We start from the raw sequence: 22760 nt of genomic DNA, 5'->3' as shown, positions 1-22760 counted from the left end.
GAGAGTAGCCGGGGGCTCAGACACTGGACGTGTGCGGCGTCAGCGCCACCACGCATCGTCTGGAGTCACCGGCAGATGGCGCTTGTGCTGGGAGGCCAGGTACTTCTGCTCGATTCGGCCGGCGGCATCAGCATCCACGGGCTTGCCCTCAAGATAGTCGTCGATCTGCTCGTAGGTGATTCCGAGTTCGTCCTCGTCGGCACGGCCCGGCTGGCCGTCGAGGAGGTCGGCGGTGGGCACCTTCGTCCACAGGCGCTCCGGCGCGCGCAACTCCTGCAGAAGCCGCTTTCCCTGACGCTTGGTGAGGCCGGCGAGCGGCAGGATGTCAGCGGCTCCATCACCGAACTTCGTGTAGAAGCCGGTCACCGCTTCGGCGGCGTGGTCGGTGCCGATGACGAGATGCCCCTCGTGGCCGGCGAGCGCGTACTGCGTCACCATGCGGATGCGCGCCTTGATGTTGCCACGATTGAAATCCGAGATGGATGCCCCGGCAGCCTGCTCGAGGTCCGTCTCGACGCCGTCCACACCGTGCTGGATATTCACTTCGACAACGCGGTCAGCAGCGACGAACTCGATGGCCGCCACCGCATCGGCCGCGTCATACTGCACCTTGTACGGCAGGCGAACGGCGATGAAGTCGGCCGCACCGCCCTCCGCGCGCAGGCGCTCCACAGCGAGTTGGGCGAGCCGGCCGCCGAGGGTGGAGTCCTGTCCTCCCGAGATTCCAAGCACGAACCCGGATGCTCCCGTCTTGGCGAGATAGTCGACGAGAAACTGCACCCGCCGTTCGATCTCAACCGCGGGGTCGATCTCCGACTGCACACCGAGGGTCTGCGCGATCTCCTGCTGAAGCGTCATGCATCCAGTATCGCCCGCCCGGTGTTACGACGGTATGACCTGGCGCCGCGCACTCGGGCATACGCGAGAATCGAAGTACCTCGGCCTCACGTGAAAGCGAGCACAATGACTCTCCTCGGTAGCAGCGACCTCGATGTCTTCCCCCTTGCCCTCGGCGGGAACGTGTTCGGCTGGACGGCCGACCGCGACTCCTCCTTCGAGATCCTCGACGCGTACACCGCGGGCGGCGGAGATTTCATCGACACGGCCGACGGGTACAGCGCCTGGGCGCCGGCCAACGGCGGGGGTGAGAGCGAGACGCTCATCGGCGAATGGCTCGCCTCGCGCAAGCCATCCGGCGTCACGATCGCGACCAAGGTGAGCAGTCACCCGGAGTTCCGCGGGCTCTCCGCGTCGAACGTGCGTGCCGCTGCCGAAGCTTCGCTGAAGCGCCTCGGCGTCGATTCGATCGACCTGTACTACGCGCACTTCGATGATCTCGAGACCCCACTGGAGGAGACCGTCGTCGCATTCGGACAGCTCGTCACCGACGGTCTCGTGCGCAACATCGGCGTCTCGAACTATTCGGCCGACCGCATCCGCTCGTGGACCTCGATCTCGCAGGAGACGGGAGTCCCACTGCCGGTCGCGATCCAACCGCACTACAACCTCGTGCACCGCGAAGATGCCGAAGAAAGCATCATTCCCGTGGCTGAGGAGTTCGGAATGAGCCTGGTGCCGTATTACGCGCTGGCCAGCGGATTCCTCACCGGCAAGTACCGGTCTCAGGATGCCGCGGGCACGTCTCCTCGCGCCGAAGGAGCCGCGAAGTACGCCACTGAGCACGGTCTTCGCATCCTTGCGGAACTCGAGCGCATTGCCGGGGAGCACGAGGCATCGATCGCCTCGGTTTCGCTGGCGTGGCTCCGCGCACAGCCGACGGTTGCGGCTCCCCTCGCGAGCGCCTCTCGTGCAGAGCAGGTCGCAGACCTGCTTGTAGGCGCGACACTCGAGCTGACTGCCGACGAGGTGCAGGCTCTGAACACCGTCTCCGAGTGGAGCCCCGCGAACGTCTGAGCCCGCTCAGCGGCTCGGCCTCTCAGTCGTTCAGCGGCTGCGGATGCGACTCGGGCCAGCCTGAGTCTGCTCGACCACGAGCTGCGCGGGGATCTGCTCCTGCATGGATTCGACGTGGCTGATGATGCCGACTGTGCGCCCGCCCGAGCGCAGCTCGTCGAGCGTGCGCATGGCGACTTCGAGGGTGTCGGCATCCAGAGAACCGAATCCTTCGTCGATGAACAGGGTGTCGAGCTGGATGCCGCCTGCCCGTGCCGTGACGACCTCGGCGAGGCCGAGTGCGAGCGCAAGTGAGCTGAGGAAGGTCTCACCTCCCGACAGTGACTGCGCCGGGCGCGTCTGGCCGGTGAACGCGTCGAACACCACGATGCCGAGGCCGGATGCTGCGCCGCGAGCCGCGAGCGCATCGGAATGCTGCAGGCGATATCTGCCCGCCGACATATCGCTCAGGCGCCGGTGCGCCGCATCGACGATCTCTTCGAGCTCGGCCGCCAGAACGAACGTCTCGAGCGTCATCTTGTGCGTGTTGCCCGCGCGCCCTGCGATCGTGTCGGCGAGGCCGCGGAGCACTTCGAAGTCCGCCTGCTGTTCTGCGCTTCGCGCATACGCAGTCTGCGCAGCCTCGATCAGACTGCTGAGCTGCTCAGCGGTGGCGTCCGCCCGCCCGGCGAGATCGACCAGGGTCTTCCAGGTCGAACGCGCGGTCGCCGCGGCCTCTTCGACGCGAGTGAGGTCAAGCGGCTCCTCCGGGAGAACGCGCATCTCGAGGGCGAGCAGGATTTCGCGCTCCTTCGTGCGCTGCACAGTGTGCGCGGTGACGCGCGCGTCAAGCGCCTGCTGCTCGGATGCAGCCAGGAGCACCCCACGCACGCTGGCGGCGTCAGCGAAGTCCGAGGTGGCAAGGGCCTCGATTTGCGCGGTCTGCGCATCGGCGAGCACGGCGGCACGACGAACCTGCTCGTCGAGAGCATCGGAGAATACGCGCGCCGTGCGAATGAGATCGGCCACCGCCGCGATACGCGCGCCGACAGACTCCGCATCGCCCCGCGCTTCGGCGATCAGTCTCTGTGCCTCATCGCGGCGCTGGGCGACGAGTGCGAGCGCCTCGCTCGCGGCCGCCCGCGCAGCGGCCGCGTCTGTCCGCGCCTTCTCGAGCTCGGCGGACTGCGCGGAGAGCTCCGTCAGTTTCCGCTCGGCCGCTTCGAGAGCTGCGACCGCCTGCTGCGCCGCGGTGTGAGCGTCGACCGCGGCCGCCAGCTCTGCGAATGCGATCTCGACCGTGCGCTCTTCTGCGCGCGCGGCGGCACTCGCCTGTGCTGCCCGAACCTCGGTCACACGGTTGTGCGCTTCTCGTTCGACCTCGACTGCAGCGTCCCGCTCGGACTCGGCGTGCTCGATGTCGTCTGCCGATACCGGATCGCTGTGCGCTGCCGGGGACGGGTGAGCCGTTGACCCGCAGACCGTGCACGGCTCGCCCTCGGTGAGCGCTGTGGCGAGCTCGCCGGCGAATCCGTCCAGACGTCGTCTGCGCAGCTGCGCGAGCGCAGTCTGCTGCGCAGCCAGAGCGCCAGAGGCTTCGGCCAACGCCCGTTCGGCGGCAGCACGTTCGGCGTCCAGGGACTCCACCTGCACAGCGGCTTCGCGTCTTGTCTGCGCCGCAGTCAGCGCGGCCGCGACGTCGTCGATGCGATCCGCGCTGCGCCGGGCTGCATCTCGTTGCGACGTCAGCTCCGCGAGGCGGCCCGGCTGTTCTGCGTGCGCGGCTTCAGCAGCCTCCGCACGCGCAGAGGTCTCATCAACTCTGACCTGTGCGGCGGCGAGCTCTGCAGCCAGAGCATCCGTGTTCTGCTCGAGTCCTGCGGCGTGCCGCCAGGCACCGATCTCTTGAGTGCGATCGGCCGCCCACTCCTGCAGAGCGGATGTGCTCGGGTCGTCGAGCTCAATGCCCGCAGCCTCCCAGGCCTCGCGCGCCTGGACCTGCTGTGCGACCGCCGCATCGTGCGCTTCGAGTGCTCGCTCGGCCGCGGTGATCGTCGCGCGCAACGCCTCGGCCTCTCGGGCCCGCCGCAGCCGCGTGCTGGCCTCATCGATCTCAGGCTGCTCCGCCTCCAACCGCGCCACGGCTGCCCTGGCGCGATCACGTTCCTGCTGCGCCTTCTGCTCGTCCCGAAGAGTCGCAAGTGCGGCATCCGCCTCGGTCAGTCGTTTCTCGGCCTCATCGCGCTCGGTGCCCCGGCGCTCGACCTGGTACGCCGCACGTGCCAACGCATCGTGCAGCGCTGAAAGTCTCAGATCGGTCGTGACCGGCTGCCCATCGGCGTGGCTGTGCTCGCCCCACAGCTCGGCCGCGGTGACCACCCGCTCGGCCTCATCAATGCGCGCGCCCACGGTGGCGGCGATTCCGGCGAGCGCAGACTCGGCTGCGCGTCGTCGGGTCTCGAACCTCGACTGCACGTCCTCGAAGCGCTCCGTGCCGAACAGCCGTCGCAGCAGCGCCTGGCGTTCTTTGCTGTCGGCAAGCAGGAACCGGGCGAACCGGTTCTGTGCGAGCAGGATCACCTGCAGGAACTGCTCTCGGCTCAGCTGCAGGATCTCATCGAGTTCATCGGCGACCCGCTTCTCTTTGGCAGCGAGCGTGATCCACTCATCTGCCTCGAGAACGTCGAGCTGCACCCCCGACGCCTGCTTCGTCAGCCCACCGCCACGCTTGGCTGGGCGCTCGTACTCGGGTGAGCGGATCACCCGGTAACGCCCAGAGGTGGTGCTGAACTCGACGACCACTTCGCTCGGATCGCCCGGTTCGCAGTGATCGCTGCGCAATCGCTTCTCGCCGCCCTCGTAGCGCGGGACGGACCCGTACAGGCCGAAGCAGACAGCATCCAGGATGCTCGATTTGCCGGCGCCGGTTCGTCCGGCGATCAGGAAGAGGCCATCGCCCGCGAATCCGTCGAAGTCGACGATCTGCCTCGTGCGGAACGGACCGAAGCCCTCGATCTCGAGGCGGTGAAGGCGCACTAGACCAGAGCCTCGGCGAGTACGCGCTCGTCGAGCACCTCGCGGATGAGCTCGCTCTCGCGCTCGCTCGGCCCCTGTCCTGCGCGCACGTGTTCGAGGAATGCCTCGATCCGATCGGTGTCGGTGACGGCGGTCTTCAGTCGCGCAGCGTAGGAGTGCTTTTTCGTCTCGTGCATCGAGGCCGGAGTGTGCTGCACCATCGCACAGTGCGGGAAGTGCTCTTTCAAACGGCGCATCGGCTCTGCCTGCGGCAGTGCGTCGGTGTAGACAGCGCACACCCAGTCGTCAGCGTGCTCAGCGACGTTCTCTGCAGAGCGGATCTCGTCCAGAGTGCCGGTGAGTGTGACCAGACGCCGTGGCACCGGGAGGGCGAGCCACTGGATCGATGCGAGCCCGGAAGCATCCAGATCGATCAGCCAGGATCCGCGCTCTTTGTGCTGTTCACCGAAGCTGTAGTGCAGTGGCGCACCCGCGTACCGCACTCGATCACTGATCGCCTGCCGTCCGTGGATATGCCCGAGAGCGACGTAGTCCGGCCCGTCGAAGACCTCGAGCGGAACGACATCGAGTCCGCCCTGTCGCACTTCGCGCTCAAGGCCGACCGTGGCATCGACACCGGCTGCGAAGCAGTGCGCGATCGCAACCGAACGCCCCTCGTGCGTGCCCATTCCGGTACGGACGAGGCCCATCGCGTGGGCCATCGTCTGCGCCTGCGTCTTGAGGGCGACCCCCCGCCAGTGGCGCCGCACGATCGCCGGCTCGAGATAGGGGATGCCGTAGAAGTGCACCGGACCGGCCTCATCAGAGATCGTGACCGGCTCACCCACCGCCAGCGGGTCGGTGAGCACGTGAATGCCCTCACGCAGCAGTCCGGCTTGGAAACCGAGACGAGCCGCTGAGTCGTGGTTGCCGCTTGTGACGATCACCCGCGCACCCGCGTCGTGCAGTGCAAGAAGCGTCTCACCGAGAAGCGTGTATGCAGGCCCCGCGGGAGTCGCAGAGTCAAACACGTCGCCGGCGACGATTACGACGTCGACGGAGTTCTCTCGCACCTGCTCGACCAGCGTCGCCAGCACCTCGGCCAGAGCATCCATGGTCGAGTTGCCATGGAAGGTTCGGCCGATGTGCCAGTCGGAGGTGTGCAGGATTCGCATATTCACACCGTACGGAGAGCCTCGGACATTCGCTCAGAGGCGTGCCGCGGCATCCGGATCAGCGCACCGTCGAGAGCGTGTCGGTGTCGTCCGACAGACGCGCGACGGGCGCATCGTCCGAGATGGGTCCGAGCGGCAGCAGATCCTCCTTGCGCCCGCGCACCATCGTGATCGCGATGGCTGATGCCGCCAGCATCCCGATCGCAGCGGCGACGAAGACACCGCCGTAGCCAGCAGTCAACTCCGAAGGGCCGACCTGCGCTTGTCCGGCGACGACAGCCGCGTACACCGCGGTGAACACCGACAGACCGATCGATCCACCGATCTGCATCGCCGAGTTGGTGACCGCAGATGCGACACCCGCATCATGCGGTGCGACACCGGTGAGTGCGACGTTCTGCAGCGGGATGAAGACGAACGCCATGCCCATTCCCATCACCAGCAGCGCTGGCGCGACCTGCACGAGGTAGTTGCCATCCGGAGTGATGAACGACAGGTAGAGCAGCGCGGCCGCGACGACGAGCGGACCGCCGATCAGCATCGGGCGCGGACCCATACGTCCGAGAATCTTCGTGGCGAGTCCTGCGAGAACCATTGTGCCCAGCGGCAACGGAAGGCTCGCGACGCCCGCTTCCAGCGCACCCATGCCGAGCACGATCTGCAGGTAGAAGGTGAGATACAGCGTCGCGCCGATCATGACGCTCCCGGCGACGGCCTGGATGAGGAAGGCCCCACCGCGCACCCTGTGCGTCACCACGCGCAACGGCAGCAGCGGATTGCTGACGCGCGTCTCCACCCATACGAACACGGCGAGCAGCACGACCCCGAGCACGATGAACGTGATCGTGAGCGGACTCGTCCAGCCGGTTTCGGCGAGGCTGAAGCCGTAGACGAGCGAGCCGAGGCCCGCGGTCACGAACAGCGCACCCCAGAGGTCGTAGCGGTTGTCTCCGCCCGCTCTGCTCTCGGTGAGGAACAGCCCACCGCCGATGAGACCGACCACGACGAAGAAGAGGTTGACCAGCAGGCACCAGCGCCAGTCGAAGAACTCGGTGAGCAACCCGCCGAGCACCATGCCCACTGCGGCTCCCGCACCCGCGACCGTGCCGAACACGGCGAAGGCCACATTGCGCTCCTTGCCGGAGGGGAACAGCGTGGTGAGCAGCGCAAGGGCAGCGGGCGCGAGCATGGCGGCGAAGACGCCCTGCAGTGCGCGCCCGAGGATCAGCTCCCACCCGGCAGCGGCCATGCCCGCGTACAGCGATGCCAGGCCGAACCCGATCATGCCGACCATGAAAGTGCGCTTGCGTCCCCAGAAGTCGGCGATGCGACCGCCGAGCAGCAGGAGTGCTCCGAACGCGAGAGCGTACGCCGTGACCACCCACTGACGCAGATGATCGTCCATGTTCAGGGCGATCTGCGCCTGGGGCAGGGCGATGTTGACGATCGTGCCGTCGAGGACGACGACGAGCTGCGTCAGCGAGATGACGAACAGTGCCCACCACTTGGCTTTGGGATGAGAGCGCAGGGGATGAGAGCGCAGGGGATGGGAGCGCAGGGATGACGACATGGAAAAACCTCCGGTGTCTGGTGAGGATGCCGGAGGTTTCAAGCCTCGGACCAGCGCTCCCGAAGGAGCCGCTGACCACCTCAGCTGACGGCGCTGAGCAGACCTAAATTATATCGCCTGGTGCTGGGCAGATGCTGACGGACCGCTGCGCGACGGACGGGGCCGCGTAACAGAAGGTCACATTTTCTGCGGTCAGTGACGACGCAGAATGCCAGCGCGCTCCGGATGCTGCGTGAACCACTCTGCGACGTACCAGCAGACCGGATCGACCTTTCGATCGCCACGGCCCTCGAGGTCGGCGACCGCGCCCTCGACAACGCGCGCCGCATAGCCGTGGCCGCGGAAAGTCGGCACAGTGAAGGCTCTGGTCATGGCGATCGTCTTGCCGTCATCGCGATAATCCAGAACGCTGACGAGCTGTCCGTCACGCATGAGCGTGTAGCGCGAAGCATCCTTCTCATCTGTGAGGAGGAACCCGTCGACCATCGTGGAATTCGTCATGACTCCACGCTAGGCCACCCCGTCACATCGGGACTCGTTTTGACACCGTGGGACATTCTCAGACATAATCCAACCCATGACCACCAACGCACGCCCTTTGTCCGCCCAGGAGGCGAACAGGACTGCCGGGATGATGATGCCCGGTCGCGTTGGCATGTGTTGCCGAATGTGTCGCTGAACCTTCAGCCATACCGACCGGCTCGGCCCTTCGCCATCTGCGACGCCTGAGCCACCGAGCACCCACCTGCGTGCTCGTTCTCGGCCCTCCGGGTCATTCCTGCAACGCATCCGAGCCGCATCGGCTCACCCTCCCAAGGACTCATCATCATGTCGAACATTGCCCTCCTCGAGCGTCCCGCAACCCGCGCCCCTCACCTTCGCGCCGTTCCGCCGATCACCGCTGCAGCCGCCGCGACACCGACGAGCCCCGCTGATCTTCCCGCTACCCGTTCGCCGCGCGGTTTCGCCCTCTATGTCGGTCTCGACGAGATCAAGGCTGCCGAAGCCGGAGTGAGCCTGCCGCTTCTCGTCGATGCACTGCGCCGCACTCTCGCTGAACTCGCACCCGGCGCCGAGACCCACGCCACCGTCGCCCTGGCACCTCACGGCTCCGGCGGTCGCGACCTCGACGTCGTGCGCCTCGCACTGCAGGAGCCCGGCGCCGTCGCCCGTGCCAAGGCAGCCACCGAGTCCGAAGAACAAGACGAGGACTACGGCGTCACTGTCGACATCTCCCGCAAGCGCGTGCTGATCGACGGCGACTCCGCCGCATTCACGTACAAGGAATTCGAACTTCTGCAGTACCTCGTGCTGCGTGAGGGACGCACGATCGAGCGCTCCGAACTGGTCGAAGCGCTGTGGCAGTCTCCCGACGACGAGACCCCGGGCGAGCGCACGATCGATGTGCACGTGCGTCGCCTGCGCGCCAAGCTCGGCCGCTATGAGGACATCGTTCGCACTGTGCGTGGAGTCGGCTACCGCTTCGATCGCCACGCCGACGTCGTCATCCGCTACGGCCACGGCACCCCCTCCCCCGACCGCTTCTGAGGACGCCGCACAGCCGCTGTCAGTGCCGCCGCGTAGGGTGTTCGCATGACGACGACAGCGGATGCCACAGCACCCGCACCGGCGACCTCATCCGCCCGCGCCACCCCGCTGACCACGATCTACCGCCCCGTGCACCCGATGCACCTCTTCCGCACTGCGGGCGTCCTGATGCGCGGGCCGAAGGATCCGACGATGCTCGTCGACGGAGGGACGCTCTGGCGCGCGGCCCGCACTCCTGATGGCATCGCGACCCTCGCGCTGCGCCAGTCGCCCGAAGGGATCCAGGCCACCGCCTGGGGACCAGGATCAGACTGGGCGCTCACGCAGCTCCCCCGACTCTGCGGCGCAGACGATGATGCGACCGGATTCGACGTCTCTGCCCACCCGGTTCTCGCCAGCGTCGCTCGGCGCACCGCCAGCACGCGGCTCACCCGCACCGACCTCGTCTTCGATGCGTTCGCGAGTGCGGCGCTCGAGCAGAAGGTCACCTCTTACCAGGCGTTCGGCGCGTGGCGAGTACTCGTCACGCGTTTCGGCGGCCGCGCACCAGGCCCCACTCCGCGGGCGATGTTCGCTCCCCCGACGATCGACGAGTGGCGCCGCATCCCCTCGTGGGCGTGGCATCGCGCCGGTGTCGAGCCTCCGCAGTCGCGTGCGATCGTCCGGGCTGCGGAGCGCGGGCAGCGCATCGCGGATGCCGTGATCGCGGCCGCGACCGGCGACGATCGCGACCGCATCCTCACGAGCCTCCCCGGCATCGGCGCATGGACGTCCGCCGAGACGCGCGTCCGCGCGCTCGGAGACCCGGATGCCGTCAGCGTCGGCGACTACCATCTCGCACACCAGGTCGGCTTCGCACTCACCGGATCACGCGTCGATGACGACGGGATGCTGGAACTCCTCGAACCCTGGCGAGGAAACCGTCAGCGGGTCATCCGCCTCATTCTCGCCAGCGGCATCGTCGAGCCCCGCCGTGGACCGCGCCTCGCCCCCGAGGATCATCGCCGCCGCTAGGCTGACAGCATGGCAGGAACGAAGAAACAGCGCTGGACCTGGCTCGGCGGCACAGTCGTGCTCGTCGTGCTCGGAATCGTGATCGGGCTCATTCTGCAGAACGTCTGGCTGGGGCTTCTGCTCGCGGCCATCATCTCGGTGGGCTGGCTGCTCGCCGTCGAGTCGCGCAAGGGCGGCAACGTCGGCGTCAACGACGAGTCACGCGGCATCGAGCTCTAGCCCGGCAGAGCCACGCTGCCAGGGCCTCAGTAATACACGGCCAATCGCCCGCGCGGACCATTGATCACTTCTACAGGGGTATCGAAGACGTCGCTGAGCACAGCATCCGTCATGATCTCGTCGGGGGTGCCGAAGCGCACGACGCGACCGTCCTTGACCGCGCAGATGTGGTCCGCGTAGTGGCCCGCGAAGTTGATGTCGTGCAGCACGATCACGATCGTGCGCCCGAGCTCCGCGGCCGCACGACGCAGATGCTGCATCATCTGCACGGAGTGGCGCATGTCGAGGTTGTTGAGCGGTTCGTCGAGCAGCACGTAGTCAGTGTCCTGCGCGAGCACCATCGCGACGTATGCTCGCTGTCGCTGCCCTCCGGACAGCTCGTCGAGGTACCGCCCCTCGAGGTCTGAGAGTCCGAGGAAGTCGATCGCCTCGCTGATCACCCGCTCGTCCTCGACGTTCAGCCGCCCCTTGGAGTGCGGGAAGCGCCCGAACCCGACCAGCTGGCGCACGGTGAGCCGCGTGATGAAGTGGTTCTCCTGGCGCAGGACCGACACGATCTTGGCGAGGTCCTTCGACGGCGTGCGGACGACGTCGTATCCGCCGATCTCGATCGTTCCGGCATCCAGCCCGAGAAGGCGACCGATCATCGTGAGCAGCGTCGACTTTCCGGCACCGTTCGGTCCCACCAGCGCGGTCACTCCCCCGGCCGGGATCTGCAGGTCGACCGGACCGATCGAAACCTCGTCGCTGTATGCCTTGCTGACTGAGGTGAGAGAGATCACAGTCGACCCTTTCTGAGAATGACGATGAGGAAGAGGGTGCCGCCGACGAGTTCGATGATGATCGAGACGACGCCCTGCGCATAGAAGAGGTTCTTCATGACGAAGTAGGCGCCCGAGAGCACGACGAATCCGGTCAGCACGGCGATCGGGAAGACGTAGCGGTGGTCGTACGTGTCGGCGAATTGATATGCGAGAGTCGCTACGAGGAACCCGAGGAAGGTCATCGGGCCGACCATCGCGGTCGACACGGCCATCAGCACCGACACCAGCACGAGCGTGCGGATCAGCTCCCGGCGGTGATTGATTCCGAGTCCCATCGTGATGTCTTTGCCGAGTGCGAGCAGGTTCAACCGGCGCGAGCCGGACCAGAGCAGAATGCCGGCGGCCAGAGCCAGCGGAATCGCAATCGGCAGCTGCTCCGGGTCAGCGTTCGAGACGCTGCCGAACATCTGTGCCGTGAGCACATCGAACTCGCTCGGGGTCAACAGGCGCTGCATGAACGCAGAGACCGACCCGAGACCGCCTCCGATGATGATGCCGATCAGCAGCATGACCTGCAGGTTCGCGTAGCGCCCGGACAGCAGCCAGCCGTACAGCAGCACCGACAGCCCGACCATGATGGCGATCTGCAGCACGAACTGCACGTTGCCCTGAAGCGCGACGAGGCCTGCGATGCCGAAGAAGTACACACCCGCGGTCTGCACAGAGATGTAGAGCGCCTCGAACCCCATGATCGACGGCGTGATGATGCGGTTCTCGGTCACCGTCTGGAAGCTCACCGTCGCCACCGCCTGGCAGAACGCGACGACCGCCATGACGACGATGCTGGTGCCGCGCATCTGGGCGATGCGCCAGAAGCCCTCGGTGCCGACCGGCATCGGGTTCTCCCAGGCGAGGAGCCCGAACGCGAAGCCGACGGCCATCACGATCAGGATGCCGAGGATCACGAAGTACTTGCGACGGGCACGTCCGTTCGGCAGGGCGCCCGCATGTCGTGGCGCGGCCTGCGCGAGGGCCGGTGCGGCCCTAAGCACGACGACGCTGCTTCAACAGGAGGGCGATGAAGACGATCGCACCGACGACGCCGAGGATCAGCGACACCGGCACCTCGAACGGCATGATGATCGTGCGCCCGATGATGTCGCAGACCGTCACGATCGCGATGCCGAGCAGGCACACCCACGGCAGGTTGCTGCGCAGGTCATCGCCGCGGACCATCGAGACGATGTTGGGCACGATCAGCCCGAGGAACGGCAGATTCCCGACGATCACGGTGACGACGCCCGTGGCCACAGCGATGAGCGCGGTGCCCAGCAGCACGACCCGGTTGTAGTTCAGGCCCACGTTGGTCGAGATCTCCTCGCCGAGACCTGCGACAGTGAACCGGTCGGCGACGATGAAGATCACCACACCCACGATGGCGACGATCCACAGCGCCTCATACTGTCCGCGCAGCACCGAGGTGAAACTGCCGGCGAACCACACGCCGAGACTCTGGAGCGTGTCGGTCTGCAGCGCGATGTAGGTCGAGATCGAGCCGACGACTGCGCCGAGCATGATGCCGACGATCGGCACGATCAGCGAAGACCGCAGCGACACCCGCCGCAGAAAGAGGAAGAACACCATCGTGCCGATGAACGCCGCGATGACAGCGCCGGTCATCTTCGCCGCGATGCCCGCTGTCGGCGCGAGGATCATCACCGCGAGCAGTCCGAGGCCTGCCCACTCGGTGGTTCCGGTCGTGGTCGGCTCGACGAAGCGGTTCTGGGTCAGCAGCTGCATCACCAGGCCCGACATTGCCATCGCGGCGCCCGCGAGCATCAGTGCGATGGTGCGCGGGATGCGCGTGATCGCGAACATCTCCGCCCCGTCTTCGGCGCCGAAGACGTCGTAGACGCCGATGAACAGCGAGGCGACCAGCAGGAGCGCCACAACGGCGATGCCGATCAGCAATGCGGGGTCGAACAGCCTCCCGCGCGTACGCGAGAGGCTGTCCGGTGTCGTGCGACTCATCTCAGGGACGCTCAGCGCGCCTCGAGTGCGTCCGCGAAGCTGTTCAGGAACTCCGTGTACGTCTGGATGCCCTCGTTCGTGTACGTGTCGGCGGGCATGTAGACGATGTGCCCCTCGCTCACCGCGGTGACGTTCGCGAGCGCCTCCGAGCGCTCGAGAATGTCGGATGCCGGCGAGTAGTTCGGGTCATCGGAGGCGACAGCGGCGTCGCGATCCATCACCAGGATCCAGTCGGGGTTCGAATCAGCGATCGCCTCGACCGCGATGTCGTCGCCCTGATGGTCGTCGCTGGCGTCGGCGACCTCAAGAGCGGGAGTGAGCTCGAGGAAATCGAATACCGGTCCGAGCGTGCGGCCGACGTGCGGTGCGAGATAGCCGATCTCTCCGCCGGAGGTGGTGACGGCCATCACGCTCTCTCCGTCGTAGGCCTCCTTGACGCGAGCGATCGCGTCGTCGAGCGCGTCCGTGAGCTCCTTCGCCTCGGTCTGCTTTCCGAAGATCTCGCCGAGGACGGTGGTCTGGCGCTTGAGCTCCTCATCGAAGGGCTCACCCTCGCGGGGGTCGAGTTCGAGAACCGTGGCATCCGGCGCGTACGTGACGAAGTCGTCGTGGAACTGGGCGAAGCGCTGGCCGTTGATGATGAGGTCGGGTGCGACGGCGACGATCGCCTCGAGGTTGGGTTCGCGGTGGTTGCCGAGGTCGATGATCGACGAGTCCTCGGTGTACGAGATCGTGCTCGGCATGAGAGCCACGGCACCCGCCGTCAGCTCGATGCCCCAGGAATCGAGCGTCTCGAAAGTACGGTTGTCAGTCGCGACGACGGAGGTCAGCGGGAGGTCGAGCGTGTGCGTGCCGTTGTTGTCTTCGATCGTGATCGAGGTGGCTTCTGCCGCGGAGGTGGGCTGCTCAGGTTCTGCGGCAGGTGTCGAAGCGCAGCTCGCAAGAGCAAGTGCAGAGACGAGAACGGCGGATGCTGCGGCGTACACGCGTCGCGATGACATAGAAAAGCTCCTCTTGCTGTGGGGCAGATGGTCGAGCTGGTTAAGGTAAGCCTTACCTTTACCGGGACTTAGTCAGGCTAACCTAAGTTCATGACCACTTCGAAATCGTCTTTCTCGCTCGAGCGTCAGCGTCTCGACCTCCAGTTCCGCACGGCGACTCTTACAGCGCGCGACACCCTCGCCCCGAACTATGTGCGTGTGCGGCTCGAAGGCGACGACCTGTACGGCTTCACGTCGCTGGGCAGCGACGATCATATGCGCCTCTTCTTCCCTGATGAGGTTCCGAATTCAGTCGAGGAGATGCGAGCGGCTCCCAACCGCGAGTACACGCCGCTGGTGTGGGACGAGAACTGGCTCGAAGTCGAGTTCGCGATCCACGGCGACGAAGGCATCGCGGCCCGGTGGGCGGCGACCGCCCCGGTCGGATCGCCGATCGGTGTCGGCGGGCCGCGCGGCTCTGCGGTGCTCACCGGGACGCCCGGCTCGTGGTTCTTGGCGGGCGACGAGACGGCGATTCCCGCAATGCGCCGCTTCGCCGCACTGATCGGTGATCAGCCCGCGCGCATCGTCATCGAGGTTCGCGGCTCAGAAGACGAGATCGCGATCGATGCTCCGGTGCAGGTCGAGTGGCTGCACCGCGGCGATGCACCCGCAGGTTCCGCGCTGATCTCGTTCCTCGAAGGCCTCGAGGAATCGGATGCCGTCGGCGAGGACCCGTTCGTCTTCGTCGCCGCCGAGCAGTCGGTCGTCAAACCCGGCCGCGCCCTGCTCACCCGTTGGGGCGTCGACACCGATCACGCCATCGTCAAGGGATATTGGAAGCGCGACGAGAGCGAGTACCACGCTCCGCACTGATCGCGCGCGGGACCGACCGATTCACACGAGCGGCGCGGCCTCGAGGTCCGGGGCGCGATCGGTGAAGGCCTGCTTCGGCACGAACAGCAGGAGCACCGCCGCAGCGAGCGCAGTGACGCCGCAGACGATCCACACGGTGAAGTAACCCTCAAGAGACCCGGCGGTGCCTGCGGTTCCCCCGGCTGTCGCGGCCACGCCGTTCAGCAGCGCGATGCCGAACACGCAGGATGCGATCGCCCCACCGACGGTCTTGACCGAGTTGGTGAGGCCCGTGGCGACGCCGGTCTGCGTGTCGGGCGCGGCGGACGCTGCGGCCGCCGGCAGCGCAGCCACCAGGGCACCGGAGCCGAGCCCGACGATCACCATGTTGGTGACGACCTGCAGGTACGTGTCGTGGAGCGGCAGGAAGAGCAGGAATCCGACACCGACGAGGATGGACGCTCCGAGCAGCGTGATGCGGGGAGTCGCGAGACGGGCGATCACGGGGAAGAGCAACGCTCCGGTGATCATGCCGATCAGGTAGATGCCGATGATGAGCGAGGTGGCGAAGCCGCTCGTGCCGAGCCCGTATCCGTAGACGGACGGATCGGTGCGCGCGAACGTCGACAGCGGCGCCTGCGCACCGAGCACGCTGACGCCGAAGAGACCGGCGGTGAGGAACACCGGCCCGAGTGCGGGCGAGCGGAACATCCGCACATCGATCAACGGATCGTCGTGACGCAGCTCCCACAGCACGAACGGCACGACCAGCACCAGCCCGAGCACGACGACGGCCCAGGACCACAGGTTCGCCAGTCCCCCATCGAGCCGCAGCAGGCTGAGGCCCCCGGTGAAGCAGATCAGCGCCATCGAGATCAGCACGAGTCCGACCGTGTCGAGCACACCGCCGGTGGAATCGGGCGATTCCTTCACTCCGAACAGGATGACGAAGAAGCACACCACGACCAGCAGCGCCGGGATCAGCAGCACGGTCGTCAGCGGCAGCACATCGATGAGTGCGCCGCCGACAAGCGCGCCGATGATGGCTCCGCCTTCGAGAGCTGCGACCAGCATTCCCGCTGCCCGCGCGGTGATGACGGACCGCCCTTCCATCCGGCGCGACCGTGACCAGATCAGTGCAATCTCCAGCGGCAGCCACACGACGTAGAAGCCCATCAGAGTCCACGCGATAAGGAAGACCCAGAATGAATCTGTGAACGGCAGGGCGAGAGCAGCGGCAGCCGTGAGCGCTGTGGAAATCAGTAGCATCCGCTTGTGACCGATCATGTCACCGAGCTTCGCGAAGGCCGGAACGACGAGTGCAGACAGCATGAGCTGGGTGCCCTCGAACCAGTTCACATCAGCATCGTGGATCTGCAGGTGCCGCGCGATGTCCGACAGCATCGGAGTGTAATAGCCCTGCAGCACGCCGCTGGTGAACTCGACGAACGCGAGGAATCCGACGACGGCTGCGAGCGCGCCGAGAGTGACTTTGTGCGACATCTGTGTCCTAGTTCAGTTTTTCGAGCAGCGCTCGGTGGAACTTCTCGCCCCGCTCGAGCGTAGCGATCTCGACGCTCTCGTCGACGCCGTGGATCGCAGCGCGCTGCGCGTTGGACATCTCCAGAGGCGCGAAGCGGTAGACCGTCGGGGTGAACCGGTGGAAGTGGCGCGAATCGGTCGCCGCCATCATCACGTACGGCACCGGCCGCACACCCGGGAAGGCGTCCTCGAGCGCACGCCCCAGCAGCGCGAACTGCGCGTTGTCGGTGGGCGATTCCGGAGATGGCTCGCTGCCTTCGAGGACCTCGATCGAGACGAGCGGGTCGCGGATCCGGCGGCGCACGCGCGTGAGGGCGCCCTCGACGCTCCCGCCGAGCGCGATGCGCAGATTCACCGTGGCGGATGCCTGTGAGGGGATGACATTCGCCGCTGTTCCCCCGGACTGCATAGTGGGCGCGATCGTGGTGCGCACCATGGCGGCAGGCTCGCCGCCGAGCGTCGCGAACACCCGGCCAGTGAGCGGCGGCACGGCCGCGAGCACCTTCAACAGCAACCGCGATGGCCCAGAGGTCTGCTCGGAGAACAGCGACAGCATCCGAGGGATCGCCTTCGGCGTGCGCGGACGGAACGTTCCGGGACCGAGACGATTGACCGCACGCGCGATGCGACGCACCGCGGTCAGCGTGGGCGGCGCGGATGCGTGTCCGCCGTCGCCGCGCGCGCTGAGCTTCAGGGTCAGCACGCCCTTCTCACCGACGCCGATCATCGCGGCCCGTCCCTGCACGAATGCCAACGGCGCGTCGACGACGGCGCCGCCCTCATCGAGGACGAGCCATGGCACGATTCCGCGCTTCTCGAACGCACGCGAGATCTCGGCGGCAGCGGCGCCGAAGGTCTCCTCGTTGCCGCCGAACGAGAGATAGACATCGCGGGCGGGCGTGAAGCCTGTTGCGAGCAGGTTCTCGACCGCTTCGAGCACGACGATGAGCGGGCCCTTGTCGTCGAGGGTGCCGCGGCCGAACACCCGACCGTCGGCGATGACGCCGGCGAAGGGCGGGTGGGTCCACGGGTCGGACTCGTCGACGGGCACGACGTCGTAGTGCGCCATGAGCACGAGCGGTGCGGCGTCGGAAGCGCCCTTCCAGTGGAACAGCAGACCGAGATCGGTGTGCCGTTCGAGTGCGAGATGCGCGTGGGTGAGCGGGTACAGTTCGGCGATCAGGGCGACGAAATCGTCGAACGGACCCATGCCGCGCTCTTCGAGTTCGGCGGACACAGTCGGCAACTGGATCATGCGGGAGAGCCGCTCGGCGATGCCAGAGCGGGCGACGACTGCGTCCATTTGTTCATGCTATCTGTGCGCATCGGTCTCGCTGACGCCGAAAACGCACCCGCAGTACAGTCGAGTCCATGCGGATAGCCATCGCAGGTGGAACAGGAGTCGTCGGCACACCGACGGTCGAGGCGGTGCAGTCAGCCGGGCATGAAACCATTGTCCTGGCGCGTTCACGGGGCATAGATCTGCTCACCGGCGCCGGGGTGGATGCCGCGCTCGACGGCGTCGATGCGGTGATCGACACCCTGAACGTGACCACGTTGAGCGCAGACGCAGCCGTCGAGTTCTTCACGAGGGCCACCGGCAACCTCATCGCGGCATCCGAGCGCGCCGGCGTCACGCACGTCGTAGTGCTGTCGATCGTCGGCATCGACCGGATCCCGGTCGGCTACTACGCCGGCAAGCTGGCCCAAGAGAGCACCGGATATCGCGGATGGGTGCCGTCCGTCAGCATCCCCACCGCGCAGCTGAAGGGAATGCGCGAAGGTCTCGCCTTGCCGGGCCCGGATGCGGATCTCGGCAGCCAGACCTTCGCCGACTGGCTCGCCGCGCGGTCAGCCTGACGCTCAGGTCGCGAACTGTGCGGTGAGCCTGTTCCGCTTCGCCCCTCGCGCGGGCCCCGGTGGCAGCTCGGGCTGCATCGGGTGCTGGTCACCGTGCTCGGCGTCGGCGTGTACGCGCTGCTGGTTCTGCTGCACCCGGCAGGACTGTGGATCGCCCTTCTGCTGGGCATCATGCAGTTCTCGGTCGAGCTGGTCGTCGTGCGTCACTACGCGCTCGCCCTGACCATCATCACCCCGCTGGTGTTGCTGCTCACGGGAGCTGCGACAGGCGACATCGGCTCCATGGATGTCGCAGTGGAACGCATCATCGACGCCATCGTCGGCGCGGCTTTGGGCGCAGTACCCGGGGTTCTGCATCCGCGCGCGAACGCGAAAGAATAGGTGGCGGCATCCTGACGGCCTGCTGGCGGGTCATCGGCGTCACCGTGACGTGGTGCTGACGTAAGGGGTACGGGAAGCATGAAATCCATGAACAACACACGAATCATGGAGCTCCGCCAGTCGCAGGGCTGGACGCAGGAACGACTCGCCAACGAGAGCGGCGTCGGGCTGCGCACCATCCAGCGGCTCGAGGCCGGGCAGGACGCCAGCCTGGAGACGCTCTCACTCGTCGCCGAAGCACTGCACGTACCAGTGAAGGAGCTCTTCACGTCGATCGACGATGCCGCGATGAGCAGCAAGGTCGATTTGCTGCAGGACCGCACCGACGAGCAGCAGGCAGCTCGCGACCGGATCAGCGGCGCGTGGCGCTGGCTCTATATCGGCGTGGGCGTCGTACTCACGCTGGTCAGCTTCACTTTCCCGTACGGCCTCGTGCTGTTCCTCAGCTACTGGGTGGGCGGGTACATCATCCTCGTGGCGATCCGACGCATCTATCTCGAGCCGCGCCTGGATGAGAGGTATCCGCTCTCGCGTGCGCAGCCCTCGCGTCGTGAGCGACGCAGGGCCACGGTGCGGTAGCGCCAGAACCGGTGCCGCGTCCGCCTCATCAGACTGAGGGGATGCCTGGCACCGGATGCAGCGTGTCCGGAGCGCGGGCGGCCAGCTCTGCTGCGGTGGAGAGAACGACCCGCCGCATGGCACGCGCGGCGACCGTTGGCGTCACATCCGACCTGTGCGCGATGCCGATCGTGCGAGTGAGCACCGGGTCGATCAGCCGCACCGAGCGCAGCGCAGGGCGATCGACCAGCACTGTCGCCGGCACGACCGCGACCCCGATCCCCCGCTCGGCGAAGCGGAGCACAGCATCCATCTCGCCGCCCTCGACCACCACATGCGGGCTGAGCCCCGCCGCGCGGAATGCCGCGTCGGTCACAACGCGCAGGTCGTAGCTCTCTGCCAGAGCGATGAACGGCAGGTCGGCGAGATCAGCGAGCGAGACCTCACGCTCGGCGACCGGAGGGACGTCTGCCGATGACACCACGACGAGGTCCTCACTGATCAACGGCTCGGTCACGAGCACTGGACCGGTGATCGGTGAGCGCTCCGAGAGGGTGATCAATGCCATATCGACGTTGCCGGTCGCCAACTGTTCGATGAGCAGATTCGTGCCGCCCTCGACCAGTTGGATCTCGATGCCGGGGTGTGCGGCGCGGAAGGTGCGAAGCACTTCGGGCACGAGGCTGATGCACAGCGTCGGCGCCGCACCGAGGCGCACGCGTCCGCGCTGGAGCCCGGCGAGTTCGGCCATCTCAGTGCGAATCGCATCGGCATCCGCCAGCATTCGACGCGCCCGCGGAAGCAGCGTCTCGCCAGCCGCGGTCAGCGAGATGTTGCCGCGGGCGCGGTGAAACAGCTCTGCTCCGAGTTCCTGCTCCAGCGTCGAGATCTGCCGACTCAGCGACGGCTGCGCGAGGTGCAGTCTCTCGGATGCGCGGGTGAAATGACCGAGTTCGGCGACGGTGACGAATCCTTTGAGCTGTTCCAGATTCATACTCTCAGCGTATCGTCGCGGACTTTGCAATGCGCTGGAGTGATCGCCGGGTGCTCAGCGCAGCTTGCGCCGATACACCATCACGGCGATGCCGTAGGCGACGATCAGGATGCCGATGAGCCACGCCAGCGCGACCCAGAGGTCTGCGCCAACCGACTGCCCGCCGAAGAGCGCGCGGATCGAGTTCACGATCGAGGTCACCGGCTGATACTGCGCGAACCAGGCGACCGGCGCGGGCATGGTGTCGGTCGGAACGAACGCAGAGCTGATGAATGGCAGGAAGATCAGCGGGTAGCTGAAGGCGCTCGCCCCATCGACGGTTTTGGCCGAGAGTCCCGCGATCACCGCGAGCCAGGTCAGCGCGAGAGTGAACAGGATGAGGATGCCGGCGATGCCGAGCCATGCGCCCAAGGATGCTTCCGTGCGGAAGCCCATGGCGAACGCGACGGCCGTGACGATCGCGACCGAGAGGACGTTTGCCACGGCGGAGGTGATCACATGCGCCCACAGCACGCTTGAGCGCGCGATCGGCATCGACTGGAACCGCTCGAAGACCCCGCCCTGCATGTCGAGGAAGAGCCGGTACGCGGTATACGAGATGCCCGACGCGATTGTGATCAGCAGGATGCCGGGGAGCATGTACTCGATGTACGGCATGTCTCCGCCAGTGTCGATCGCGCCGCCGAACACCCAGACGAAGAGCATGAGCAGAGCAATCGGCGTGATCGCGGTGGTGATGATCGTGTCGGGGCTGCGCAGAATGTGACGCAACGAGCGCCCGGTGAGAACACGAGTGTCGCTGAGGACGTGACCGGTCATGTCAGTTCCTTTCCGAGGACGGCGGCCCCACGAGTGCGAGGAAGACCTCTTCCAACGAAGGCTTCTTCTCGACGTACTCGACTTCGGCTGCGGGAAGCAGGCTCTTGAGCTCTGCGAGCGTGCCGTTCTGAATGATGGTGCCCTGATGCAGGATCGCGATTCGATCCGCGAGCTGTTCTGCCTCATCGAGATACTGCGTGGTCAGCAGCACGGTGGCGCCGCCATCGGCGAGATTTCGCACGGTCTGCCAGACCTCGATGCGCGACTGAGGGTCAAGGCCTGTGGTCGGCTCATCGAGGAAGACCACGGGCGGTTCACCGACCAGGCTCATGGCGATATCGAGACGGCGGCACATGCCGCCCGAGTAGGTGCCGACGCGTCGAGCGCCGGCATCCGTCAGCGAGAATCGGGCGAGCATGTCGTCCGCGATCTTGCCGGTGCCCGAGAGGTGGCGCAGCTTGGCGACGAGAATGAGGTTCTCGCGCCCGGTGAGCACCTTGTCGACAGCAGCGAACTGCCCGGTGAGGCTGATCGACTCGCGCACTCGCCCTGGCTCGGTCGCGACGTCGTGGCCGTTGATCACCGCCCGACCCTCGTCAGCCTTCAGCAGCGTGGAGAGGATGCGGATGAGCGTCGTCTTTCCTGCTCCATTCGAGCCGAGCAGGGCGAAGATCGATCCAGCCTCGACCGTGAAATCAACACCTTTGAGGACATCGAGATCCCCGAACGACTTGGTGAGGCCGTCGACCTGGATCATCATTGCTCGCGCTCCGATCGGTCTCGGCCGGCAGCATCGTCGATCGCGTCGGCGAGGCGCTGGCGCTCCTTGTCTGCCCAGTGCGTGCCCGCATACGCCTGGGCGAAGGTGTCCGCGAACTCCGAGGGGTTCTCCCCCACGATCTCGCGGACCGGTGTGCCGTCGACTGCGGCCTGCTCCCACAGGTCGGCGAAGTCGTCGAACATGCGAATCATGGTCTCGCCATCGGTGACGCCACCTGATGCGAGAAGGTACCGATGCAGCGCCTTCGCAGAGGCGCGATAGGGCTCAGGCAGAGCGTCGATGCGCGCCATGCTCTGCTTGTACTGCTTCTTCTGCTCGAGCGAACCAGTGAGTGTTTCGATCCATTTCGCGGTCATGATTGCTTCTCCTCTTCGAGCTGCGTGTCGGTGATGTTGTGGTGGAGGTGATCGATCCGTCCGACGAGAAAACTCCAGGTCTCCCAGAAGTCGTCGAGCTGTTCGCGGCCCTTGGCATTGATCGAATAGACCTTCCGGGGCGGCCCTTTCTCAGACGGAACCTTCTCCACGTCCACGAGCCCGCGCTGCTCGATTCGCACAAGCAATGCGTAGATCGTGCCCTCTGCGATCTCGGTGAAACCCTCGTCGCGAAGTCGCGCGGTGATCTCATACCCGTATGCAGGACTCGAGGACAGGATCGCAAGCACGATGCCCTCGAGCGTGCCCTTGAGCATCTCGGTCATCTGGTTACCCACTACGCCCCCTCTACTCAGTGATGTTGACTACCTGTAGAAAGTAACACTA

General features: G+C 66.2%; 24 protein-coding genes. 8 read left to right on the top strand and 16 right to left on the bottom strand.

From position 1 onward, the window contains the following. Positions 1-39: 39 nt before the first annotated feature. Positions 40-858, bottom strand: a complete 819-nt coding sequence (gene nadE, locus ACTU6V_RS05710; RefSeq protein WP_443475172.1) for an NAD(+) synthase — start codon at positions 856-858, stop codon at positions 40-42. A 105-nt stretch (positions 859-963) separates the two neighbouring features. Here nadE and ACTU6V_RS05705 point away from each other — a divergent pair, with 105 nt between their 5' ends. Further along, positions 964-1914 carry an aldo/keto reductase gene (locus ACTU6V_RS05705; RefSeq protein WP_443475171.1) on the top strand — a complete coding sequence of 317 codons (951 nt, stop codon included), beginning with the start codon at positions 964-966 and terminating at the stop codon, positions 1912-1914. 30 nt (positions 1915-1944) lie between these two features. Here the strand turns inward: ACTU6V_RS05705 and ACTU6V_RS05700 are convergent, their stop codons facing one another. The 4 genes from ACTU6V_RS05700 to ACTU6V_RS05685 all read right to left on the bottom strand — a co-directional run bounded on the left by ACTU6V_RS05700 (position 1945) and on the right by ACTU6V_RS05685 (position 8154). After that, positions 1945-4929: an AAA family ATPase gene (locus ACTU6V_RS05700; protein ID WP_443475170.1), complete on the bottom strand. Its 2985-nt coding sequence runs from the start codon at positions 4927-4929 to the stop codon at positions 1945-1947. Further along, positions 4929-6083 carry an exonuclease SbcCD subunit D gene (locus tag ACTU6V_RS05695; protein WP_443475169.1) on the bottom strand — a complete coding sequence of 385 codons (1155 nt, stop codon included), beginning with the start codon at positions 6081-6083 and terminating at the stop codon, positions 4929-4931. The genes ACTU6V_RS05700 and ACTU6V_RS05695 overlap by 1 nt, the downstream gene beginning before the upstream one ends. Positions 6084-6141: 58 nt before the next feature. Next, positions 6142-7653 carry an MFS transporter gene (locus ACTU6V_RS05690; protein WP_443475168.1) on the bottom strand — a complete coding sequence of 504 codons (1512 nt, stop codon included), beginning with the start codon at positions 7651-7653 and terminating at the stop codon, positions 6142-6144. Positions 7654-7845: 192 nt separating this feature from the next. Next, the gene (locus tag ACTU6V_RS05685; RefSeq protein WP_443467531.1) at positions 7846-8154 is read right to left on the bottom strand and encodes a GNAT family N-acetyltransferase; all 309 of its coding nucleotides are present in this window, start codon (positions 8152-8154) and stop codon (positions 7846-7848) included. Between the two features lie 327 nt (positions 8155-8481). Here ACTU6V_RS05685 and ACTU6V_RS05680 point away from each other — a divergent pair, with 327 nt between their 5' ends. The 3 genes from ACTU6V_RS05680 to ACTU6V_RS05670 are packed head-to-tail and all read left to right on the top strand — an operon-like array spanning position 8482 to position 10434. Next, a complete protein-coding gene (locus ACTU6V_RS05680; protein WP_443467532.1) occupies positions 8482-9201 on the top strand; it encodes a winged helix-turn-helix domain-containing protein in 720 nt (239 codons plus the stop codon). Positions 9202-9246: 45 nt separating this feature from the next. After that, entirely contained in the window at positions 9247-10215 is a 969-nt protein-coding gene (locus ACTU6V_RS05675) for a DNA-3-methyladenine glycosylase family protein (protein WP_443475167.1), read from the top strand. 9 nt (positions 10216-10224) lie between these two features. Next, the gene (locus ACTU6V_RS05670; RefSeq protein ID WP_417510209.1) at positions 10225-10434 is read left to right on the top strand and encodes a hypothetical protein; all 210 of its coding nucleotides are present in this window, start codon (positions 10225-10227) and stop codon (positions 10432-10434) included. Between the two features lie 26 nt (positions 10435-10460). On the opposite strand, the gene ACTU6V_RS05665 is transcribed toward ACTU6V_RS05670, so the two are convergent. Genes ACTU6V_RS05665 through ACTU6V_RS05650 form a run of 4 tightly spaced genes read right to left on the bottom strand, consistent with a single transcriptional unit; the run spans position 10461 to position 14230 of the window. After that, positions 10461-11216, bottom strand: a complete 756-nt coding sequence (locus ACTU6V_RS05665) for an iron ABC transporter ATP-binding protein (RefSeq protein WP_443467534.1) — start codon at positions 11214-11216, stop codon at positions 10461-10463. Continuing rightward, entirely contained in the window at positions 11213-12250 is a 1038-nt protein-coding gene (locus ACTU6V_RS05660) for an iron chelate uptake ABC transporter family permease subunit (protein WP_443467535.1), read from the bottom strand. Before ACTU6V_RS05660 ends, ACTU6V_RS05665 begins: the two co-directional genes overlap by 4 nt. Continuing rightward, positions 12243-13229 (bottom strand): ABC transporter permease, encoded by a 987-nt coding sequence (locus ACTU6V_RS05655; RefSeq protein WP_443467536.1) that lies wholly within the window; start codon positions 13227-13229, stop codon positions 12243-12245. Before ACTU6V_RS05655 ends, ACTU6V_RS05660 begins: the two co-directional genes overlap by 8 nt. 11 nt (positions 13230-13240) lie before the next feature. Further along, the gene (locus ACTU6V_RS05650) at positions 13241-14230 is read right to left on the bottom strand and encodes a siderophore ABC transporter substrate-binding protein (RefSeq protein WP_443467537.1); all 990 of its coding nucleotides are present in this window, start codon (positions 14228-14230) and stop codon (positions 13241-13243) included. A gap of 90 nt (positions 14231-14320) precedes the next feature. Here ACTU6V_RS05650 and ACTU6V_RS05645 point away from each other — a divergent pair, with 90 nt between their 5' ends. Beyond that, positions 14321-15085 carry a siderophore-interacting protein gene (locus ACTU6V_RS05645; protein ID WP_443475166.1) on the top strand — a complete coding sequence of 255 codons (765 nt, stop codon included), beginning with the start codon at positions 14321-14323 and terminating at the stop codon, positions 15083-15085. Positions 15086-15106: 21 nt separating this feature from the next. Here ACTU6V_RS05645 and ACTU6V_RS05640 read toward each other — a convergent pair whose 3' ends face one another. Further along, entirely contained in the window at positions 15107-16567 is a 1461-nt protein-coding gene (locus ACTU6V_RS05640) for an MFS transporter (RefSeq protein WP_443467539.1), read from the bottom strand. Positions 16568-16574: 7 nt separating this feature from the next. Beyond that, positions 16575-17909 (bottom strand): M20/M25/M40 family metallo-hydrolase, encoded by a 1335-nt coding sequence (locus ACTU6V_RS05635; protein WP_443467540.1) that lies wholly within the window; start codon positions 17907-17909, stop codon positions 16575-16577. Between the two features lie 68 nt (positions 17910-17977). On the opposite strand from ACTU6V_RS05635, the gene ACTU6V_RS05630 reads away from it, so the two are divergent. From ACTU6V_RS05630 to ACTU6V_RS05620, 3 genes are all read left to right on the top strand, one after another. Beyond that, the gene (locus tag ACTU6V_RS05630) at positions 17978-18466 is read left to right on the top strand and encodes an SDR family oxidoreductase (protein ID WP_443467541.1); all 489 of its coding nucleotides are present in this window, start codon (positions 17978-17980) and stop codon (positions 18464-18466) included. A gap of 15 nt (positions 18467-18481) precedes the next feature. Then, positions 18482-18847 (top strand): FUSC family protein, encoded by a 366-nt coding sequence (locus tag ACTU6V_RS05625; protein WP_443475332.1) that lies wholly within the window; start codon positions 18482-18484, stop codon positions 18845-18847. An 87-nt stretch (positions 18848-18934) separates the two neighbouring features. Further along, positions 18935-19426 (top strand): helix-turn-helix domain-containing protein, encoded by a 492-nt coding sequence (locus ACTU6V_RS05620; RefSeq protein ID WP_443467542.1) that lies wholly within the window; start codon positions 18935-18937, stop codon positions 19424-19426. Positions 19427-19454: 28 nt separating this feature from the next. On the opposite strand, the gene ACTU6V_RS05615 is transcribed toward ACTU6V_RS05620, so the two are convergent. Genes ACTU6V_RS05615 through ACTU6V_RS05595 form a run of 5 tightly spaced genes read right to left on the bottom strand, consistent with a single transcriptional unit; the run spans position 19455 to position 22711 of the window. Next, positions 19455-20399, bottom strand: coding sequence for a LysR family transcriptional regulator (locus ACTU6V_RS05615; RefSeq protein ID WP_443467543.1), 945 nt, complete (start codon positions 20397-20399; stop codon positions 19455-19457). 54 nt (positions 20400-20453) lie between these two features. Continuing rightward, on the bottom strand, positions 20454-21218 hold the full coding sequence (locus ACTU6V_RS05610; RefSeq protein ID WP_443475165.1) for an ABC transporter permease: 765 nt from the start codon (positions 21216-21218) through the stop codon (positions 20454-20456). A gap of 1 nt (position 21219) precedes the next feature. Continuing rightward, positions 21220-21978, bottom strand: a complete 759-nt coding sequence (locus ACTU6V_RS05605; RefSeq protein WP_443475164.1) for an ABC transporter ATP-binding protein — start codon at positions 21976-21978, stop codon at positions 21220-21222. Beyond that, complete coding sequence (locus ACTU6V_RS05600; protein WP_443475163.1) at positions 21975-22355, bottom strand: DUF1048 domain-containing protein; 381 nt, start codon at positions 22353-22355, stop codon at positions 21975-21977. The genes ACTU6V_RS05605 and ACTU6V_RS05600 overlap by 4 nt, the downstream gene beginning before the upstream one ends. Continuing rightward, a complete protein-coding gene (locus tag ACTU6V_RS05595) occupies positions 22352-22711 on the bottom strand; it encodes a PadR family transcriptional regulator (RefSeq protein ID WP_443467547.1) in 360 nt (119 codons plus the stop codon). The genes ACTU6V_RS05600 and ACTU6V_RS05595 overlap by 4 nt, the downstream gene beginning before the upstream one ends. Positions 22712-22760 lie beyond the last annotated feature (49 nt).

Origin of the sequence: Microbacterium zouquanmingi (assembly GCF_052266675.1) — a bacterium.
Lineage (GTDB): Bacteria > Actinomycetota > Actinomycetes > Actinomycetales > Microbacteriaceae > Microbacterium.
The sequence above is the reverse complement of the archived record's forward strand: the minus strand, read 5'-3'. Positions and strand labels throughout refer to the sequence as shown.

What these genes read in the sequence shown, in the direction of transcription:
- ACTU6V_RS05680 (WP_443467532.1), top strand. Translation starts at nt 8,482, where the DNA reads ATGTCGAACATTGCCCTCCTCGAGCGTCCCGCAACCCGCGCCCCTCAC.
- ACTU6V_RS05695 (WP_443475169.1), bottom strand. Translation starts at nt 6,083, where the DNA reads ATGCGAATCCTGCACACCTCCGACTGGCACATCGGCCGAACCTTCCAT.
- ACTU6V_RS05605 (WP_443475164.1), bottom strand. Translation starts at nt 21,978, where the DNA reads ATGATGATCCAGGTCGACGGCCTCACCAAGTCGTTCGGGGATCTCGAT.
- ACTU6V_RS05670 (WP_417510209.1), top strand. Translation starts at nt 10,225, where the DNA reads ATGGCAGGAACGAAGAAACAGCGCTGGACCTGGCTCGGCGGCACAGTC.
- ACTU6V_RS05675 (WP_443475167.1), top strand. Translation starts at nt 9,247, where the DNA reads ATGACGACGACAGCGGATGCCACAGCACCCGCACCGGCGACCTCATCC.
- ACTU6V_RS05690 (WP_443475168.1), bottom strand. Translation starts at nt 7,653, where the DNA reads ATGTCGTCATCCCTGCGCTCCCATCCCCTGCGCTCTCATCCCCTGCGC.
- ACTU6V_RS05600 (WP_443475163.1), bottom strand. Translation starts at nt 22,355, where the DNA reads ATGACCGCGAAATGGATCGAAACACTCACTGGTTCGCTCGAGCAGAAG.
- ACTU6V_RS05640 (WP_443467539.1), bottom strand. Translation starts at nt 16,567, where the DNA reads ATGTCGCACAAAGTCACTCTCGGCGCGCTCGCAGCCGTCGTCGGATTC.
- ACTU6V_RS05610 (WP_443475165.1), bottom strand. Translation starts at nt 21,218, where the DNA reads ATGACCGGTCACGTCCTCAGCGACACTCGTGTTCTCACCGGGCGCTCG.
- ACTU6V_RS05655 (WP_443467536.1), bottom strand. Translation starts at nt 13,229, where the DNA reads ATGAGTCGCACGACACCGGACAGCCTCTCGCGTACGCGCGGGAGGCTG.
- ACTU6V_RS05685 (WP_443467531.1), bottom strand. Translation starts at nt 8,154, where the DNA reads ATGACGAATTCCACGATGGTCGACGGGTTCCTCCTCACAGATGAGAAG.
- ACTU6V_RS05620 (WP_443467542.1), top strand. Translation starts at nt 18,935, where the DNA reads ATGAACAACACACGAATCATGGAGCTCCGCCAGTCGCAGGGCTGGACG.
- nadE (WP_443475172.1), bottom strand. Translation starts at nt 858, where the DNA reads ATGACGCTTCAGCAGGAGATCGCGCAGACCCTCGGTGTGCAGTCGGAG.
- ACTU6V_RS05650 (WP_443467537.1), bottom strand. Translation starts at nt 14,230, where the DNA reads ATGTCATCGCGACGCGTGTACGCCGCAGCATCCGCCGTTCTCGTCTCT.
- ACTU6V_RS05635 (WP_443467540.1), bottom strand. Translation starts at nt 17,909, where the DNA reads ATGGACGCAGTCGTCGCCCGCTCTGGCATCGCCGAGCGGCTCTCCCGC.
- ACTU6V_RS05615 (WP_443467543.1), bottom strand. Translation starts at nt 20,399, where the DNA reads ATGAATCTGGAACAGCTCAAAGGATTCGTCACCGTCGCCGAACTCGGT.
- ACTU6V_RS05630 (WP_443467541.1), top strand. Translation starts at nt 17,978, where the DNA reads ATGCGGATAGCCATCGCAGGTGGAACAGGAGTCGTCGGCACACCGACG.
- ACTU6V_RS05705 (WP_443475171.1), top strand. Translation starts at nt 964, where the DNA reads ATGACTCTCCTCGGTAGCAGCGACCTCGATGTCTTCCCCCTTGCCCTC.
- ACTU6V_RS05645 (WP_443475166.1), top strand. Translation starts at nt 14,321, where the DNA reads ATGACCACTTCGAAATCGTCTTTCTCGCTCGAGCGTCAGCGTCTCGAC.